This window comes from Pseudomonas sp. ERMR1:02, from assembly GCF_002277815.1.
GTDB lineage: Bacteria > Pseudomonadota > Gammaproteobacteria > Pseudomonadales > Pseudomonadaceae > Aquipseudomonas.
Map to the genome: position 1 here is coordinate 125,898 of NZ_NKJI01000008.1, position 18,872 is coordinate 144,769.

The following is an 18,872-nucleotide window of genomic DNA, read 5'->3' on the forward strand; positions in this document are numbered from 1 at the left end:
AGCCCGAAGCAAAACAAAGCTCTATGAGAGTCCCCTCTCAAATGCTTGGCCTCAAGCGTATTCAGCGAAGAATTTATTTGTGAGCTTTAACAATAGCGCCCATATTCATTCCTATCGCTACCTGTAACCTTCGAAACTCCACCATTAGACCCTCAACATCAATAGCACTCGCGCCTTCACCACGTTTCTCTGCAAGCCAGAGTTTCAACAAACCAGCAACCCGCCCAAGGTCGCCATTTACCTTCGCCAAGTCAGTCACCGCACCCAGGTCAACGACTGACTTTACAGGCGTATTCAGACCAAGAGCGCGGAGATAGGCTGAGCGGGCCATACCAGTTTCTTTAGCTCTAGCTGTAATCGTCGCCTTCTCTCCATCGGTTACCCAAACCTCTATCGGTTTGCCGCGTCGGCGAGCCTTGGGCTTGGCTGGCTGCTCATCGGTCATGCTTCCTCCTTTGTGTGCTGTTTCTATGTCGTCGCGGCAGCGACTGTATGCCTCGCAGAGCAAGAGAACCCATTGAGCCGCAGGCGAATACGGGGAGGTGTTGGGAGGGGGTGGACGAAGTCCGCACCCGTACAACACACATCTTGCCGTCAGTGTTTTGGCGATTCTATGCGATTTGGACAAAACATCCAGTTCCGTTTTTCCAACGCGCGTATATTCCCCTGGAATCGCATTGAATCGCATTGAATCGCATTGAATCGCATAAAGTCGCATAAAGTCGCATAAAGTCGCATAAAGTCTCATTAGTCGGAATAATTAATCACAAATAAATTCGCTATTTCTCTTCTAATAAATATATTAATTAGTTCCAGATAACTCGTAGGGAGAAAAACATACGTGTAACCACGAATTGCCCTCCGTCGAGCACCACCCACAACGCCATCGATGCGGCGGTGTGTCGTTCGTAGCTGACATGGATGAGGTGCGGGTGGAAGTCGTGCGAGGGGTGGCCTTGGTGCAGATTTATAAGGCTTTCGAGGGTCGCTTAGAGCTCGTAATACCCTGCCCACCAAATACGTTACTCTATCCATCAAGTATGGGATGACCAGTCATTTGCATTGCACCCTACAACCGACTGTTTGGTTTACCCTGTGTACTTCGTAACCATTATTGGCAGAGAACTGCACATTGCTGCCGCTGGCGGTGACAGGCAGAAAGCGCTTCGAAGCAGCAAAATCCGCCAAGTCCAATCATGTACAAAAATAACTTCCCAATGACCTTGCTGTTATTAGGGTATTTTTGCTTGTTTTTTGGAGTCTGAAGAAACTGTGCGAGTGATAGCCATAAAACAAAAAAAGGCTAGAGGATAATACCAACCCGAGGTCGGATTCGCCTTTGAATTCAATGCAGTGAACCAAAGTGCGGCAAGAGTGAACCCGACAAAAATAGTTGATAAGTATTTTAGATAATGTAGGCCCCTAATTGTACCAACGGTGAAAATAGCGGATGAATACAACATTATTGCTAACAGCTCGCTAATTGATACATGAAGTAAATTATTGGTTTGATCATCTGTAGAGAGAGGAATCAAAGCCCAAAAAAACTGCACTCTATTATTGGCTATATCAACAGCTATTCTTGTGGACGCAAATAAACCTATTGCAACAGTTGCGCAAATAATATAATGCGAAATAGTCCATGTTTTGGCTGGAAAAAAAGCCTCGTGAAGTTTCAAAGCAGCTTTGTCACCTAAGTTTAATACCCAACCAACAAAAGGTGCTTGAGACACTACATCAAAAACCATAGTGCGAGTCTTACGTATTCTAGCAAGTGCTCTACCGGAGAAAATTCCTTGCCATGCCCCCTGAGACTTCCTATGAATATCACTTGCGCTAGCCCATATGGAAAGCGCTATAGTTAAATATTGAAGAGTCGACATTATTGCAACTTCGAACGCGTCAAATTTATTTTGCCCTAGGCTTTGTATTGACGAGAACGCAATTAGTGCTATGTAAAAAATAATAATTTTGATACATCGCACTTTATCGCCGATCCTGTCCTCATCCCGGAGAAAAATAAAATCACTGTAGGGATTTCGAGAAGTACTAGCCTGATACTTGCAGATAAAAGTTTGGTAGTTTCGATCTCCAAATTATTTATTCCGTAAACAGACTAATTGCGGCTACGGAAGCTGAAGAATTTATAGAGAATTTTTCTTTCAAAAATTGCTCAGCACTTCTACGTGCCCCCGGCGCGATATCAGCTACGGTGTTGATTTGCAGCTTAATTTGCGCAAACGTAGAAATAATCATAAAAATAACAGCTATAATTAAATACCGGTAAAATTCAGTGACTGGCATCACCAGTTTAAATATCAATGAAATTGTCACCAGGGATGAAATATCATCAAGAAGAAGTCTTCGTTCGGTCTGAAGAATAGATGATTTTTTCTTTGTGATCTTTATTGAATATATGACTACGAGATGAGACATAGCGACTAAAATTATGGCAATTGATGGCGCATATATATGTTTGTGGAGAATAAATAAAGAGGACAGAATGGGGAGTGCTGTCATAGCAACGCGCTGCTCTCTCCTTCCGTAATGCAGCGTAAGTACAAGCATAGCCGCAGACAACAGACATACCTCCGCCGAAGATGCACTATATGGAGAGAGTAGGGCTACGAAAATCGAACTTGGTCCGACAGGAGCGATAGAAATTTTTTTGTTGTAATTTGAAACTAGAAAAATCAAAAGAATCAATGATAGCCCTATGTAAAATAAGTGTGGAATGAACGGCGTAACCGCAGACAGGCTTGCAGCAGATGCTATGAATGCAATGTGAGAAGCATCCGCTCTTTTTTGGTCAGAGCGAGATAAATTTGCCATATAAAAAGTTATTAAAAAAATTGGAGCCAGCAATAATGGAAGAACCAGAAGCTGGCCTACCGAAAAAACCTTTATGACGGTGGAAATAATACCTATTCCCCATACGCCTAATGTTGCTCCTCCTGCAACATAGAAGTCTCCTATTTTTCGAGTATCTGATCCCCCTTTGAGCACAGGCATAGAATGTCCTTAACAGGTTGATTACCTCGGGATAGCGTAAAAAAGTGGTTTCAATCTCAAGATAGACAATAGTCGGTTAATTGACATTTTTCCTGGGTTCGAAGATGAATTGATGAGCCTCTCGCAATACATTGGGGCCGGCAACAACTCGAGAGTTCGGAATTTATACCGATGCTTGTGTAGCAGGCAGGAGTTCATTAGCGAAGGACCATTTTTGGCCGATTGCTTCCTGTTACTCAGGGCACTAAACAGTGGCTCTCTGCCGGTCATGGCCACCAAGCGTGGAGGTCAAATCTGGCGCAAATAGCTGGTCAGGTCGAGTGCAAACGGGTGGGCAAGTCAGTGCGTTTGCCAACCCGGCCGCGGCCGCCCTTCCCTTTGGTGTCCCTTTTTGAGTTCAAAACGGTGAGCTTGTGCGCTGCTGGAAAAACATGGCACGCGGGGTTTTCTGAGGGTGTATTTGCCAGAACACCGGTAGGGCACTTCGCAGCCTTCCTTGTTAGATATCTAACATGGATGAACGAGGTTCATTCATGGCCAGCAATCGCGTTTGTCGCGTGGCCCATAAACGACAATCCACGGTAGCGAATCTGTACGCCGCGCCGGCTGGCCGGCGCATAGACAACTCTGTGAGCGTACCGAACGCATTTTGATGCGGAAGGGGAAGCCGCCGCGAAGCGGTGGGGGAACCCCGCAGGGGTGCCCCTGCTTCGGTTGCCAAATTGGCACCCTCAGCGGGTTTTAGAGTTTTAATTAAGTTTTAAAAGATTTAGGAAAAAAATAATCTAAATTTCTGTCTATTTTCAATGGGTTGTAAAATTGTCCAGTGTGCAATGTACGGCTTTTGGTGGGTAATGTACGGTTTTGGGTGGGTAAAGTACGGAGGTTGGTGGGTAATGTACGGACTATCCACAGGCTGAGCGCGTGCCGCGCATTGGCACCCGTACATTACACACCGGCCGCTCCGTCGACCATGCGGCGCCGATGTGCCATTGCGAGCTGCGGCCCGCTCTGCCCGGCCTCCATCGTCAAGGTATATTCCGGCAAGTCGTTAGCCTCGACGATGCCGCGTAAGATGCGGCAGAATTCTTTGAACGTTCCCGCCGAGCCGCTGCGCTCATAGATAGTCTGGAATGACCATCTGGCCTCTGTCTTGCCCGCTGCTCTGCGCGCAAGACGGTACACGAACCGGCCAATGCCGGTACCGATCAGGAAGAAGTCAGGGTGGAGGGCCAGCACGTCGGGGTTTTTGCCGCCCGTGATCTCCTGATACATCCACTGCGCCACCTCGATCTCAATGAATTCTGGCTTGCCTGAGCTGTTCTCAATGACCTTGTATCGGCTAATCAGCGGCTCACCTTCATTCACGGTGATGGTTCGGCCATTCTTGCCCTTTTCGGTACGCCGGACCGCTACATGCGTGGTATTCAGCCGTAGGCACGTCTCTACAAGATCGTCTTTCTGCTTGCCGCCATAAGCACGACGCAGGAATTTGAGGACGTCACCAACGTGCGGCCGGAAAACCCGGCCCGGCTTTTCGCCCCTACCATCTCGATAGCGGTTCATTGCTTCGGTCAAATGCGACACAGCCATCAGCACAAGGTCGTAATCCCACACCGAAGCCATACCGGCTGGACCGGCAGACACCTTCACGTTGCCGTCCCGCAACTCATAGGTGATGACCTCGCCCGCACGCCTCTCCTTCTTGGACAGTCGGAATACGGCCACATCCATGATGTTGCGGCTATCGCGGATGCCCACGTCATACACCGCCGGGATGAAGAAATCCTGCTGCTCATCCCCCTTGGATGGTTTGCGCACGCGAGTAGCGGGTTGTAGCTTAGGTGCTGCTACTAGACGGCTTTCCTCGTTCGCTTCGCGCTGCAAGCGGGCGGCGACTTGCTCGTATGTCTCGCCGGGACGCGCTACGGCCTCAATGCGCTCGCGGCCTATTAAAGCGCTCATCGACTGGGGACCATTGTTTCTGCTAGTCATATGGCTGGCCAAACCCCATGCCAACTTGCTGAGCGACTGTGCGCCCAGCATTCTCGTCCAGAGCTGCCCGCAGATGGCCGCATGAAATCCAGCACAAGCGGTTTACCCTGGCATGCTGCCCACACATCAATCGCCACGATTCAGGCCCCCATTCCGGGGCGGGCAGCATGTATACCCGACGACTTGCGCGCGTCGATCCATTCCTCGATCTCAGTCAGATCCCACGCGACGTTTCGGCTGGTTAGTGCGATGCGGCGCGGGAACTCCCCCCGCTGTTCCATGTTGTAGATCGTGCGCTCAGCCAGCGGGATCATCGCGTGCAACTTCTTGCGGTTGATGAGTGTCTTGCTCTTTGGCTTGATCTCCATAAGGTCGCTTTCCTTCAAAGTCGTCAGATGCTTGACAATGCCCTCCAGCGCCAGAGTCAGGGTGCGAAAAAGTTAGAATTTAGTTGTCACGAAGAGCTATCATCGGACGATGAAAAAACGTGAGAAAGCGCCGAGCACATTCGATCCGTTTCTAGAACGCCTGGTTAGGGAAAGCGATACATCGTCTGACCGCATCCGCGCCAAGCTCAGCAACGCCTATGACTGGGGCTTTTGCGAACTATGCTGGCGATCCACCGAATACTCGATCAGCGTGGGGGCTCAAAAGGTCTTCAAGCGCCTACAACGAGGAAACGTCAAAGTCGCGCCACTAACGGATGCCATTCGTGCAACAGCTCAGAAAAAAGCCGACGCCTTGGTGGCGCGCTACGAGCAGGCATGGAAAGGTGAGTTCGGTCGGTACGAGCCCGCCCGCATGTTGATGGCCTACTGTGACATGGTGGAAATGCGCGGTGACCGCTCGGTTTCAGCCTTCAGAGAGCACGTCGAGCGGCGAGTACTCATTGCCGCGTGGGCACGGCATGGTGACTTGCTCCGGCCCAATAAACTACCGGGTCAGCCCGAAGGCGCAGCGAAGCCCAGCAAACTCTACTGCGAAGCACACAACCCAAGGCGAAGCGATGAAGCTCGCCGCGCATACCAACGCGACAGAAGGTTTGCGCTAGAGTATGACGAGTTGATTGACCAAATTTGGTCACAGGAAGCCGGCACTCTCCCTGAGTGGGACATTGAAGCCCACGCATATGTCAGGAGAGAAGCCTATCGACTGCTCCAGGCACTCAAGTCTCCCACCAGTACGATGGATGATCTGTTAGCTCAGGGCACCATGAGTCAAGCTGAAATAGCGCGCCAGCTTGGCGTATCACGCCAAGCAGTTTCCGCCGCTATCAAGCGGCGAGCGCAGAAGCAGGCGACACGCTGAAGACAATCATGCTCTAGCTGCGGAATTGCAGCGCACTTGAACACGCGCTTGCATACGACCTGACTAGTCATTTGCATTGGACTTGACCAACGATTACAGAGGATTTGACCGACCAGACGTCAAAGCTGAGAGGCTCATAACGACCCGTTGCGGCCAGTCGTGCAGTCGGGGCGTCTGCTTCCTTGTTTGTACTCGTCACGCATCGCCTAAAACCACCTATGTTCCTACGGAATGTTTAAATGACCGTAATTGCGCGATTCTCCCCATCGAATCAACGGCTGTTTATCAGTGATATTGCTGAATCCAGCTTATCTGACAAAATAATTCCTTGGCCTACTCTAGGGTGCTCATCTACAGTTTTTCCCGAAGGCTCGGGCTTCACTCTTATTGGCTACACGCAAAAAATCTCGATCATAAACGATTCTTTACTCATCAGTTGGGCAGGAACTAAAATTTATGCGCGCTTTGCCGAAAACGAACTGAGGGAAGCCCTAAGTAAACAGAACAACCTCGCCACTTTAAAGACCACTCTAAACAAGATTGCCAACGAAGTCGGGGAAAATATAGCACTTATTGGATGTTATTTAGAACCCTCTAATGGGCGCACGAAACTTCACGACTTTCAATATGGCACAACATTGCGATATGAAGAGCAATCTGGTTACTGGACTGCGACTGGCACGGGTGTAGACGTATTTTTTGAGCAGCTACGAAATCAGAGCAATCCGCTAGAATCAATCAATCCTGTTCATCCAGTTGATAAGGCTTTCACAGTTACGAGCGCCATGCTTTACGAAGAACACACCAGTAAAAGCCCGCTTTACAGGTACACTGGGGGGGCCTATGAGATCGCATATGTAGAACGAGGGAAGTTTAGAAAACTCGATCATCATGCCACCGCTGTTTGGAGCGTTGAGATTGGTGAAGACGGATTTCCCGAAGCCCCACTACTTCATTCGGTAAATTTGTATTACTACTATGATGATATATTCGCAATAACAGCAATCAGCGAGACTCGCCCTACGAAGGATGGGGCGATTATAGAAAAATTCAGTCACTTTCTTGCCGCTCCTTTGGAGCGTGAAGTTACCAAAGCGGAGCTCAATAACTTCCGCCCAAAATACTCACCACAGCATTTCAACCATATTATAGAAATCCACTACCCAGGTGTGGCCCTGAGAAAGTTAAGAGTAACTGAGTATTCGCAAGCTTCCGCGATACAGTTTATTGATAATAACGGTTTAGTCAGCATAAAGGTGGATAGTAAGCTGGTCGTCGATCAAGTCATCATATTCGAGCAACGACGAAAAGCTCATCAATCTTGTTAAGCAACAAAAAGCCTCCTGGCAGTTTCATGCTCGGCGAATTAGGGCGGCAACTACCTGGCTTGAGCGTGGGGGACTGCTTGAGCCCCTGCCTCGCAGGCTGCTCTGTCCGCACACGCCTGAATGGTTTGCTTCGCTGCGCGAATGGAATCCTAAGCAGGCTGCAATGACGGGACCCGGCCGTTAGGGTAACCGGAAGTTCGGATGTGTGCAGCGCCTATGCAGATGAACCAGTCCGCGATTATGCCTTCGTGAGTATTCCAGCAGCTGGACCAGGGAGGTTTTGTCTATGCGACTACTGTTTTCGCATCCGCTCCACCAACAGACCTATGGACGGCAACCGACCCAAAGATGACGGTGGCGACGGGCAGAGAACGGTCCTAAGCGGCCGGTGACGACAGGCAGAAATCGGGCAACCAATGCCGCGAAAAATCCGACTCGGCAAGTCGCGTCCGCTTCCGAAGATTGCGCGGGATTTCGGGGATGGAGTGACCATGAATCGTGTAAGATTTCAACAATGATATTTTAACGATGAAATGGCCTCGACCGGATGACTGACAAGAATAAACCGAGCTTAAAAGACCTCATCAGAACCAGTTCCAAGCACGAAGTATCCACATCTCTAGGTCCTCTGTACGTACGCCATCTGGTCTACAGGGACTACAAAATTATCGTCAAATCAGGTGCTTTCGAAGAAGCTAACGATCGTGAGATCGGCTTACTAGCGATACGAGCTACTACGTCTAATTCGCAGGACCCTGGTGAGTGGAGTGGGCTCGACGATGAAGCTTTTTCGAAACTAACCACAGCTGACTTAAATGCCCTAGCGGCCGCGGCAATAGAGGTGGCCGAGTATCCAGCCACCGAAGATTTAGTCGCTGGTTTAGGCCGAGGTGTCCTTAACGAATGCGCTGAGCTTGATCAGGCGAGCAAGAAGATTTCCGATCAATTTCGAAACAGCTTTTCGTTCCTTAAACCTAGCACTCTGGAGTCCCTGACCGCCTCGGTAACAGCGATCGATCAGTCGAACCAACAGTGGAAATCACTCTTTTCGAATATGTGTAATGATCCGGCAGCTGGACGTATGGCTAGTGCCGCGGAAAGTCTCAAGTCGCCATACCAGGACCGCCCGCTTTACACAAAAACAGACGTTATTTTACCGAAACTGGATTTCTCCAATACGAACGATGCGCGGGCGGCCAGGGCCTCAGAAAAAGCTGTAGACATCCTTAACCGGCTGGCCGTACACATGGGCGAGGTTCAAGCGCATACCGCTTCAATGTATTCCACGCTGGTCCTTGAAGCCATTCCACAATGGATGGGTCAACAAGAAAGCAACAAGGCGCAATCCGAACTCTCTCTAAAAAGCGCTGCGAGCAGCCTACGCTGGACGAAATGGGCCGTTATCACAAGCATTGTCACGTCAATTGGCATTGCTGCTTATCAGCAGCATAGCGGCTCCATCGATGCCGATACCGCTCTGCGGCAGGCCAACGAACGCCAGGCCTACTGGGAGAAGCAATCAGCGACACAACAGGCGCTTCTGAACACGCAAATTCAAACGACTCAGAATCTCCAAGCGGAGCTGAAATCACTAAATTCGCTATTGAAAAAGTCATTGAACTCGAATGCACCCGCTACCAAACGGACCAATTCAAAATCAGCCAAAAAACATTCACAACGGTGATCGCACTGGGCAGTGCGTTGCGGGTTACCGTTATGCCACAGCTTGGGCGTCAGGATTAATGGAGCAACTCCAGACCAGTGCTGCCGTTAGGTAAAACCCTCGCAGATCGACCTAAGTACTACCGGGAGACCTATCGGTGCAAATGTCCACGTGACGCACAAGCACTACGCATGATGGTTTCTCGGTGTACGTCGGCTTCTGGCCGTTTTCTGCCTCTCGCCAAGGGCAGTAATCGGCCGATTCTGTTGAAAAAGTCGGCCATGGTTTCCGCAGCAGAAAAGTATGCGTCCGAGATTGAAATCTTTACTTTCGGCAGAGGCTTCCGGACTCAGATTTCACATAGCAGCGTGCAAAAAAGGCGTTTTCACCAGTCAATGATCAGGCCATTTGGGCGGACCGACTTTTTCAACAGAATCGGCCAATACCTGCCGGACAGTACCGGCAGGTATTGGTCTATCAGCAGTCGATCAATCGCGTCTACCTACCCCTCCACACACCTCTACATGGCTCCGCCAACCTGATCCAGGGCTGCAAATCTCAACTCTCTCGCCCTTCCAGCACTGTTTGATCTTGCGCGATCACGCGAGACCTTGCCAACAACCGCCTTTGCTGCACCTCGCGCAAAATTCATTGCCAGTAGCCTGCGAAGAATTTCACCGTCTTCCATTGCGGGGGTGTAGTCACTCCAGCCGTTTGCAGCGGCCACAGCTTTGTCCAAGGTTTCGTGCGCCAAGGCCAACCACGCTGGGCGCGCGTTGTAGAGGTTGGTGAGGGTGCGCGTTTTCAGATCGGCTTCATGGCCAGGCTTGGCAACTGGGCGCTTGGGGAACCCGGCTGCTTGCTCTTCGGGAGTGATGATCCAATCGGTCCACTCGGGCGGGCTGAGATAATGATCGCGCAGCTTGAATAGCTCTTGCGCTGCTATTGCGATCGCCTTCGCGTTTTGGTCGGCTGCGTATTCCGCTGCAGGAATGTTGGGCGTCAAGCCCTCGGGAAATGGAAAGGTCTCAAAGCAGGTTGTAGGGGTGTAGCGGGGTCGGTCCTCCAGCGAGGAACCTGAACGCAGTGCCCAAACTTCATGAATGCGGGATTGAAGGATTCCAATGGTGGTGTCGTCATCACGGGCGACAACGACAAGCGCGTCACCGGGGGTGACGGCAGGGTGCGTCCACGCGCAAAGGTAGTGCTTGGCGTGGCGCGGAATCGAAATATAGCGCGGAAGTCCTTTCAGCGCCGCGAACATTTCTGGTCGAGGCCAACCGAACTGCCACCACGGATACTTCTGAAAGTCGTTGAAGCGGTTCGTGTGCAGCCGATGCAAGCGCACATTCGAGATGGCCGCAAACGGTTTGTCGAAACTGGCTGCCTCCTTCTCCTTGTCGCGGCCCATAAAATTGATTGTGAACCTGTCAAGCGGGCGCGACGTGATGTCATCCGCACCCAGATAGGGACGAACAACAGCGGCCATGGGCTCGCCCTTTATCGTGGCTGGCTCTTGCAGTATTTTTCTTGCTTCGTCTCCTTTCAAGTTGAAGCTGGCTTTAGGCAGCCCAAGCTTCTCCCGCAGCGTTCTTTTTACTGAAGCCGATGGCGTCACACCCTGAAATGACCGGTTTTTGTTTTCGCGCAACTTAAATGCTTTCGTAACATCGCTGCCTGCGGTGAGGTCTGCATGAATGACCGCGACTTCAGCACCATCCAGCTGCGGCTTCATGAGACTTTGTCCGAAGCCCGTCATGGAAACCCCCACAGCAGTGCCGTTGTCCCACCATTTTTCGTCGCTCCATGCGAGAAAAATGCGCGACTTTTCCAAGATGCGAGTGAGCACCTTACGGTTCGCGCCATCACGTATGGAGTTGGTCGAAACCAAGCCGGCTGATTGCAGAGTACCCAGTTCCATCTGCAACCGCGCTTTCTCGAACCAAAAGCAAACGAGGTCTACACCATCCAAGTTGTTGTCTCGATATGCCAAGCGCACCTTGTCTACATAAGCTTTCCCCAGCTCACCGCGCATCCTCTTGTTGCCGATGAACGGTGGGTTGCCAACTATCACATCAGCCTTCGGCCATTGGGCTTGGCTGCCATCGGTGTTGATCAAGGCATCGCGGTTCTCGATGCCGTCCAGCGGCTTAAGAATGGGGTTCAGGCTGTGCGGCCATCCGTTCTGCCGACACCATTGAATGTCGCCAATCCACACCGTGACCCGTGCCAGTTCCGCCGCGAATTCGTTTATTTCCAGACCCAAGATGTTGTGCGGGCCGGTTTGCAAACTCACCTCGGCTTGCAGCCCCAGTTCCTGCGCCTCGATTTGCGCGCGTTTTTCCACGTCGCGCAGCGCCTTGAGCGCCAGATATAGAAAGTTGCCGCTGCCGCATGCAGGGTCAAGCACGCGAAAGTCGGCGAGGCGCAGCAGAAAGCCTTGATAAAGTGCTTGGCCCTGTTGCAATGCGTCGTTGGCGCGGTACTTGTTGCCCCGCGTTTTCACCATGCCAAACTTCGGCGCCACCTTGGCGATCTTTTCGCGCGCGGCCTGCCACTCAAGCAGCAACGGACCGCTCACCAGCGGCTCAACCAGCTTCGCTATCGTGCCAGTGTCGGTGTAGTGCGCGCCAAGGGCGGCGCGTTTGCTACCTAAGCCCCGCTCGAACAGCGTGCCGAAGATGGTGGGGTCAATCGCGCGCCAGTCCATGTCGGCGGAGGCGGCGCGTAGCGTTTCGAGGTCGCTGACGGTCAGCGTAGGAACGGCAATCTGCTTGAATAGGCCGCCGTTGAACCATTGGATGTCGTCGTTGCCGTACTCACCTCTTTGCTCCTGCATGGCCTTGAATAGCTTCCCGATGCGGTTGGCGGCTTTCGCCACGTCGCTCTTGGCGGCGGCGAGCAGGTTGGTAAATATCTTATCAGGCAACAGTCCTTCGTCTTCGGCGAACATGCAGAACAAGCACTGGACCAAAAAGTGCGCTACTTGATTGCTGTCTTGCCCGCGTTGACGCATGGTTTCGGCCAGCTCGGCATAGCGCTGAGCGGCTTCTTCGGTGACGGCGGCGGTGGACTTTTCGGGCCGCAGCTTCAGCGGGTCGGTGAACACCCATTTGAGAATTTGCCGCTTGCCGTCATCCACCAGATCTTCTATGCGGATTTCGCGCGGCTCGTCCGGATAGCCGGTGAAGGCTGTGTGGATGATGATGCGCTCACGGTCGCACACCACCAAGAGTGGCGGGCTTTCGAGTTGCAGGGAGTAGTCCGTGAGTTGCTTGAGCGCCTTGTCGAGGTCGCGGCCTGGTTTCTTGTTCTCCCACGCGAAGTGGCCGCGCTTCCACACATCAGCCCAGCCATCCCCACCTCCGGACTTCTTGGCGCCGCGCTCGAAGCAGTAGTTGTCGAGGTCGCGCGGCTTATCTACGCCGAGCAGTTCGCACAAATCGTCAAAATGGGGCTGTGCGCCGCCTCGCTCTGTGAGGCTGTTGTTCTTCCAAGTGGCTATGAACTTCTCTGGTGTCATTGATCGTGCCCCTCTGTGCTTTGCTGGCGATGATAGCAAAGTGGCTATATGGGTAAGGGGCTCTTTCTGGGCACTGGTGCGTCGAGTCGGTTCAGTCAGTAGGCTGTCTAGGATTAGTTGGCCGCTACTAAATGCCCCTAATTTTCTAGACTCCTTCGAAGGTCTCCTTTTGGCCGATTCTGTTGAAAAAGTCGGTTTCCCCAAAATGCTCGAATACTGGTGGGTGAAAACACCTTTTTTGCACGCTGCTACGTAAAATCCGAGTCCGGGAAGCCTCTGCTGAAAGCAAGGATTTCAATCTCAGGCGCGTACTTTTCTGCCGTGGAAACCAAGCCGGACTTTTTCAACAGAATCGGCCGATTTCTGCCTGTCGTCACTACCGGCTTCGGGTTAGTTTTGGCAAAGCGTGGACGCGAGAGGCGCTGGTCAAGCCTGATGCAAATTACTGTTCAGGTCGTATGCAAACGCGTGGTCAAATCAATGCAATTAACCCACTAACCTGCGGCGCTTTGCCGTGGCTGCTTGAGCGTCCATTCATCAATCATATCAGCCCAATCCTGTAGCATCGCCGTGCGCTGCTCACGGTATTCAGCCTTGTTGTAGACAGCCCGCACGCCTTTCTGCTCGTGCGCAAGGCACTTCTCGATCCAATCGGTATTGTATCCAGCCTCGTGCAGCAGCGTGCTAGCGGTTCTTCTCAAGTCGTGCGGCCCAAACTTGGTAAGCGATTTCCCCTCTTTCTGCGCTAGCCGGTACGTCAGCGTCAGCACTTGGTTGATCGTAGCGCTGCTCATGGGCAGGTCCGAGTCGTATCGTGATGGCAGCACGTAGTCCGATCCGCCAGCAAAAGTTTTCAGCGCAATGAAAATGTCTAGCGCTTGCCTGGATAGGAAAACGAGGTGGGGGTTTCGGCGCTTCATTCGTTCCTTGGAACGGTCCAAAGAGCCTCGCTGAAATTGATCTCACTCCAGGTAGCGTTGGTTAGCTCACTCTTGCGCACCATTGTGAGCAACAGCAGCTTAGCCGCAGCACGGACTGACGATGCGGTACCAATGCGATCCATGTACTGGTACATCAAGCCAATCTCTTCAAAGCTCAGCGCACGGTCACGCGGCTCGAACCTGGCGATGCTAGTAGGACGTACCAAGTCTGCCGGATTCTCGACCTTGTGCCCGCGCTCAATGGCCCAACGATAGACTTGCATCACCACCTCGCGGACATGCACTGCCGTTGCCGGAGCACCTCGCTCTACGATGGCATCGGTCAATGCTCGCAGATCCTCGTGAGTGATCTCCACCAGCTTCTGATTACCGAATTTTGGCTTTAACTCACGATCGTAGATGGAGCGCCGCATATCACGGGTGGAATCGGCCATCTGATAACCGCGCAGCCACTTTTCAGCCCACGCATCAAACGTCTCCGCATCCTTGACACGTGCCTTGTCCCGAGCTTTTTCCTTCGCAGGCGACTTCCCGACCGCGACCATCTTCTTGGCCTCATTCAGCCGCTCACGCGCCTCCGCAAGGCTAATCCCGCCACTGCCGTACCGGCCAAAGGTGATGGTTTCTTGTCTGCCGTGGATCGAGTAGTTGTAGCGAAATGAGATGGCTCCAGCAGCGGTGACGGCAACATAAAGGCCGTCACGGTCGTTCACCTTGTAGAGTTTTTCCCTCGGTTTGAGGTTGCGCAGCTTGGTATCGGTAAGCATGGTCCCTGCCTTTTTTGGTCAAAATACCATGCTCTAAAAACCCAAAAAAAATCAACATTAACTCGTTATAAATCAATGACTTGATAATTTTTAATACCATGAGCGACTCGTAGAGCTTCACATGGTATCAGGGCACGGACATGGCATCAGGCTCAGATAATACCAGCTACCATGCCACGGATAGGGGTTGCTTGGCGATGCTGAAAACTGCCTGACGATGCCAGACCAAAAACCAAAAAAGCCCGCGATTACGCGGGCTTAGGGGTGTTTCCATACCTGTCGGTGCCAGTCTATGCCGGACGTCCGATCATTCCCACTCGATCGTCGCTGGCGGCTTGCTCGACACGTCGTAGGTGACGCGGGAGATGCCTTCGATTTCATTGATGATGCGGCCGGACACGGTTTCCAGCAGTTCGTAAGGCAGGTGTGCCCAACGGGCGGTCATGAAGTCGATGGTTTCCACGGCACGCAGGGCCACAACCCAGGCGTAACGACGGCCATCGCCTACCACGCCCACCGATTTCACCGGTTGGAACACCACGAACGCCTGGCTGACCTTGTGGTACCAGTCGGCCTTGCGCAGTTCTTCGATGAAGATGTGGTCGGCGCGACGCAGCAGGTCGGCGTATTCCTTCTTCACTTCACCGAGGATCCGCACGCCCAGACCCGGGCCCGGGAACGGGTGACGGTAGACCATGTCGTACGGCAGGCCCAGTTCCAGGCCCAGACGACGAACTTCGTCCTTGAACAACTCGCGCAGGGGTTCAACCAGCTTGAGGTTCATTTCTTCCGGCAGGCCACCCACGTTGTGGTGCGACTTGATCACGTGGGCCTTACCGCTTTTCGCGCCAGCCGACTCGATCACGTCCGGGTAGATGGTGCCTTGGGCGAGGTACTTGATGTTGTCCAGTTTGTTGGACTGGGCATCGAACACGTCGATGAAGGTACGGCCGATGATCTTGCGCTTCTTCTCAGGGTCGGACTCGCCGGCCAGGTTGTCGAGGAACTGGTCCTCAGCGTTGGCGCGGATCACCTTGACGCCCATGTTCTCGGCGAACATGGCCATCACTTGCTCGCCTTCGTGCAGACGCAACAGGCCGTTGTCGACAAAGACGCAGGTCAGTTGGTCGCCGATGGCCTTGTGCAGCAGCGCGGCAACCACCGAGGAGTCCACACCGCCGGACAGGCCAAGCAGCACGTTGTCGGTGCCGACCTGGGCACGGACCTGAGCGATGGCGTCTTCAGCGATTTTCGAAGGTGTCCACAGCGCTTCGCACTCGCAGATATCGAGGATGAAGCGCGACAGGATGCGACCGCCCTGTTTGGTGTGGGTCACTTCCGGGTGGAACTGCACGCCGTAGTAGCCGCGTTCGTCGCTGAACATGCCGGCGATCGGGCAGCTCGGGGTGCTGGCCAGGATGTGGAAGTCAGCCGGCATTTTGGTGACTTTGTCACCGTGGCTCATCCACACGTCGAGGCCGAACAGGCCATCAGCATCGATGTGGTCTTCGATGCCGTCCAGCAGACGGCTCTTGCCGACCACGTCGACACGGGCGTAACCGAACTCACGCAGTTCGGAACCTTCAACCTTGCCGCCCAGTTGCTCGGCCATGGTTTGCATGCCGTAGCAGATACCGAAAACCGGTACGCCCAGGTCCCAGACCGCTTGTGGCGCGCGCGGGCTGTCAGCCACGTGAACCGACTCCGGGCCGCCGGCGAGGATGATCCCCTTCGGTGCGAATTCGCGAATCGCTTCGTCATCCATGTCGAACGGGTGCAGTTCGCAGTACACACCGATTTCACGCACGCGGCGGGCGATCAGCTGGGTGTACTGGGAACCGAAGTCGAGGATCAGGATACGGTGAGCGTGAATGTCGAGGGCCATGATTCAGTCTCGTCTAAGTAATTCAGAAACAGTCGTGATTCAGAAACAACTCGGGGCTGAATAAAACAGCCCCGGTTGCTTAGCTTTTTGCTGGAAGGCTCAACCTACGCGGTAGTTTGGCGCTTCTTTGGTGATCTGTACGTCGTGGACGTGGGACTCGGCCATGCCAGCGCCGGTGATCCGCACGAACTCAGGCTTGGTGCGCATCTCTTCGATGTTGGCGCTACCGGTGTAGCCCATGGAAGAACGCAGGCCGCCCATCAGTTGATGGATGATGGCGCTCAGGGTGCCCTTGTACGGAACACGCCCTTCGATGCCTTCCGGAACCAGCTTCTCGGCGCCAGCCGAGGAGTCCTGGAAGTAACGGTCGGAGGAACCTTGAGCCTGGGACATGGCGCCCAGCGAACCCATGCCGCGATAAGCCTTGTACGAACGACCCTGGAACAGTTCGATCTCGCCCGGCGCCTCTTCAGTACCTGCGAACATCGAGCCCATCATCACGCAGGAAGCACCGGCCACGATGGCCTTGGACAGGTCACCGGAGAAACGGATGCCGCCGTCGGCGATCAACGGAACGCCAGTGCCTTCGAGGGCAGCGGCAACGTTGGCGATGGCACTGATTTGCGGGACGCCGACACCGGCGACGATACGGGTGGTGCAGATCGAGCCAGGGCCGATACCGACCTTGACTGCGTCAGCGCCGGCTTCGGCCAGGGCCTTGGCGGCAGCGCCAGTGGCGATGTTGCCGCCGATGACCTGCACTTCAGGGAAATTCTGTTTAACCCAGCGAACGCGGTCGATCACGCCTTTGGAGTGACCGTGTGCGGTGTCGACCACCACCACGTCAACGCCGGCATTGACCAGAGCGGCGACGCGGTCACCGGTGTCTTTACCGGTACCGACTGCAGCGCCAACGCGCAGACGACCTTGATCGTCCTTGCTGGCCAGCGGGTAAGCTTTGGCTTTTTCGATGTCGTTGACGGTCATCATGCCTTTGAGGGCGAACTTGTCGTCGACGATCAGCACGCGTTCAATGCGGTGTTTGTGCAACAGCTCGCGGACGTCGTTCTTGTCGGCGCCTTCCTTGACCGTGACCAGACGTTCTTTAGGCGTCATCACTTCACGGACAGTGGCTTCAAGACGGTTTTCAAAACGCACGTCACGGGAAGTGACGATGCCGACCAGGTCGCCATTGTGCAAAACCGGAACGCCGGAGATGTTGTGCTGGCGGGTCAGTTCGAACAGCTCACGAACCGTGGCGTCAGCCTCGATGGTGATCGGGTCCTTGACCACGCCGGCCTCATAACGCTTGACCTTGCGCACTTCGGCAGCTTGCTGCTCGATGGTCATGTTCTTGTGGATGATGCCGATGCCACCTTCCTGAGCCATGGCAATTGCCAGACGGGCCTCAGTAACGGTGTCCATTGCGGCAGAAACCAGTGGAATATTCAGCTCGATGCCACGGGTAAGGCGGGTTTTGAGACTGACTTCGTTAGGAAGCACCTCGGAATAACCGGGCACTAGGAGAATGTCGTCGAATGTCAGAGCTTCTTGGCTGATACGCAGCATCGCGGGGGCTCCCGAGCGGGAAAATGGAAGCGCGCCATTATACTCAGACACCCCCTCGGGCTCAATGTAAAACTCTATGTATTATCAATGCAGTGATCGACGGGTCTTTTAGTGCACAAATCCCGTAGGAGCGAGGCTTGCCCGCGAAGAACGATAACGCGGTATGTCTGATGCACCGCGTTACCGTTCTTCGCGGGCAAGCCTCGCTCCTACAGTTCTACCTTGATCCAGCTCACCGGTTGATCCAGCCAATCGGCAAATTCGTCGAGAAATGCCTGTTTGAATCCGGCTTCGGCCCAATTGTTGAAGATGAACCCCAGGTTGGAGAAGCCGCACTCTTGCAGGTACAGAAAGCCGTTGATGTCATCTTCATGCCCGCATTCTGGGCAGGTGAAGTTATCAGTGCGCCCCGGCATCCAGTCTTCCAGGCTTTCGAACAACGCTTCCCCGATTTCCTTGCGGCACTCGGCGCAACCCGCCTCGCCCAGAAATCCCTTGGCCGGCGTATAGATGCAGCGCTTGGTTACGATCTCCAGGCCATTGATCGGCTCGCCGAATGGCAGGGCCTCCGGGTGTACCACCACGGCGCGGGCACCGTCGCCGATGGCGTGGGCCATGCGATTGCCGGTTCGGCCGCAAGTCGTGAGTTCTTCCTTGATGATGTTCTTGCGCACCAGCCAACGCACGATCGCCCGAGCTCGGGGCTCGTGCACCGGCAGCGTGGAGATTTTCGGGACGATGATGCTTTGCGAATTCATGAGCTACAGGCCTGAAGCATTAATGAAGGGGCTTGCGGGATTCTTGTAGGAGCGAGGCTTGCCCGCGAAGACGGATTAACATTCAACACACATGTTGACTGACACAATGCCTTCGCGGGCAAG

12 protein-coding genes and 1 pseudogene are annotated in these 18,872 nt (G+C 53.5%); 3 read left to right on the plus strand and 10 right to left on the minus strand.

What is annotated here, in order from left to right; genetic code table 11:
* Positions 1-73: 73 nt before the first annotated feature.
* The 5 genes from CES87_RS16545 to CES87_RS16565 all read right to left on the minus strand — a co-directional run bounded on the left by CES87_RS16545 (position 74) and on the right by CES87_RS16565 (position 5,375).
* Entirely contained in the window at positions 74-445 is a 372-nt protein-coding gene (locus CES87_RS16545) for a CopG family transcriptional regulator (RefSeq protein ID WP_128606970.1), read from the minus strand.
* Between the two features lie 787 nt (positions 446-1,232).
* Complete coding sequence (locus CES87_RS16550; RefSeq protein WP_128606971.1) at positions 1,233-1,883, minus strand: hypothetical protein; 651 nt, start codon at positions 1,881-1,883, stop codon at positions 1,233-1,235.
* Between the two features lie 217 nt (positions 1,884-2,100).
* Positions 2,101-3,012 (minus strand): hypothetical protein, encoded by a 912-nt coding sequence (locus tag CES87_RS16555; protein ID WP_128606972.1) that lies wholly within the window; start codon positions 3,010-3,012, stop codon positions 2,101-2,103.
* A 948-nt stretch (positions 3,013-3,960) separates the two neighbouring features.
* Complete coding sequence (locus CES87_RS16560; RefSeq protein ID WP_128606973.1) at positions 3,961-5,058, minus strand: replication initiator protein A; 1,098 nt, start codon at positions 5,056-5,058, stop codon at positions 3,961-3,963.
* A gap of 89 nt (positions 5,059-5,147) precedes the next feature.
* Positions 5,148-5,375: an AlpA family transcriptional regulator gene (locus CES87_RS16565; protein WP_128606974.1), complete on the minus strand. Its 228-nt coding sequence runs from the start codon at positions 5,373-5,375 to the stop codon at positions 5,148-5,150.
* Positions 5,376-5,484: 109 nt separating this feature from the next.
* Between CES87_RS16565 and CES87_RS16570 the strand changes: the two genes are divergently transcribed.
* From CES87_RS16570 to CES87_RS16585, 3 genes are all read left to right on the plus strand, one after another.
* Positions 5,485-6,315, plus strand: a complete 831-nt coding sequence (locus CES87_RS16570; protein WP_128606975.1) for a helix-turn-helix domain-containing protein — start codon at positions 5,485-5,487, stop codon at positions 6,313-6,315.
* Positions 6,316-6,554: 239 nt separating this feature from the next.
* Positions 6,555-7,643 carry a hypothetical protein gene (locus CES87_RS16575; protein WP_128606976.1) on the plus strand — a complete coding sequence of 363 codons (1,089 nt, stop codon included), beginning with the start codon at positions 6,555-6,557 and terminating at the stop codon, positions 7,641-7,643.
* 547 nt (positions 7,644-8,190) lie between these two features.
* Positions 8,191-9,327 carry a hypothetical protein gene (locus CES87_RS16585; protein ID WP_128606977.1) on the plus strand — a complete coding sequence of 379 codons (1,137 nt, stop codon included), beginning with the start codon at positions 8,191-8,193 and terminating at the stop codon, positions 9,325-9,327.
* Positions 9,328-9,826: 499 nt separating this feature from the next.
* Here the strand turns inward: CES87_RS16585 and CES87_RS16595 are convergent, their stop codons facing one another.
* The 5 genes and pseudogenes from CES87_RS16595 to CES87_RS16620 all read right to left on the minus strand — a co-directional run bounded on the left by CES87_RS16595 (position 9,827) and on the right by CES87_RS16620 (position 18,749).
* On the minus strand, positions 9,827-12,829 hold the full coding sequence (locus CES87_RS16595; RefSeq protein WP_128606979.1) for a DNA methyltransferase: 3,003 nt from the start codon (positions 12,827-12,829) through the stop codon (positions 9,827-9,829).
* 494 nt (positions 12,830-13,323) lie between these two features.
* A pseudogene (locus CES87_RS16605) lies at positions 13,324-14,537 on the minus strand (tyrosine-type recombinase/integrase).
* Between the two features lie 307 nt (positions 14,538-14,844).
* Entirely contained in the window at positions 14,845-16,422 is a 1,578-nt protein-coding gene (gene guaA, locus CES87_RS16610) for a glutamine-hydrolyzing GMP synthase (RefSeq protein ID WP_128606980.1), read from the minus strand.
* 99 nt (positions 16,423-16,521) lie between these two features.
* Positions 16,522-17,991: an IMP dehydrogenase gene (guaB, locus tag CES87_RS16615; RefSeq protein ID WP_128606981.1), complete on the minus strand. Its 1,470-nt coding sequence runs from the start codon at positions 17,989-17,991 to the stop codon at positions 16,522-16,524.
* A gap of 209 nt (positions 17,992-18,200) precedes the next feature.
* Positions 18,201-18,749 carry a sugar ABC transporter ATPase gene (locus tag CES87_RS16620; protein WP_128606982.1) on the minus strand — a complete coding sequence of 183 codons (549 nt, stop codon included), beginning with the start codon at positions 18,747-18,749 and terminating at the stop codon, positions 18,201-18,203.
* Positions 18,750-18,872: the final 123 nt, after the last annotated feature.

Coding starts and splice junctions, on each gene's coding strand:
- CES87_RS16555 (WP_128606972.1), bottom strand. CDS start 3,012: ATGCCTGTGCTCAAAGGGGGATCAGATACTCGAAAAATAGGAGACTTC.
- CES87_RS16595 (WP_128606979.1), bottom strand. CDS start 12,829: ATGACACCAGAGAAGTTCATAGCCACTTGGAAGAACAACAGCCTCACA.
- guaB (WP_128606981.1), bottom strand. CDS start 17,991: ATGCTGCGTATCAGCCAAGAAGCTCTGACATTCGACGACATTCTCCTA.
- CES87_RS16550 (WP_128606971.1), bottom strand. CDS start 1,883: ATGTCGACTCTTCAATATTTAACTATAGCGCTTTCCATATGGGCTAGC.
- CES87_RS16565 (WP_128606974.1), bottom strand. CDS start 5,375: ATGGAGATCAAGCCAAAGAGCAAGACACTCATCAACCGCAAGAAGTTG.
- CES87_RS16570 (WP_128606975.1), top strand. CDS start 5,485: ATGAAAAAACGTGAGAAAGCGCCGAGCACATTCGATCCGTTTCTAGAA.
- CES87_RS16560 (WP_128606973.1), bottom strand. CDS start 5,058: ATGCTGGGCGCACAGTCGCTCAGCAAGTTGGCATGGGGTTTGGCCAGC.
- CES87_RS16620 (WP_128606982.1), bottom strand. CDS start 18,749: ATGAATTCGCAAAGCATCATCGTCCCGAAAATCTCCACGCTGCCGGTG.
- guaA (WP_128606980.1), bottom strand. CDS start 16,422: ATGGCCCTCGACATTCACGCTCACCGTATCCTGATCCTCGACTTCGGT.
- CES87_RS16545 (WP_128606970.1), bottom strand. CDS start 445: ATGACCGATGAGCAGCCAGCCAAGCCCAAGGCTCGCCGACGCGGCAAA.
- CES87_RS16585 (WP_128606977.1), top strand. CDS start 8,191: ATGACTGACAAGAATAAACCGAGCTTAAAAGACCTCATCAGAACCAGT.
- CES87_RS16575 (WP_128606976.1), top strand. CDS start 6,555: ATGACCGTAATTGCGCGATTCTCCCCATCGAATCAACGGCTGTTTATC.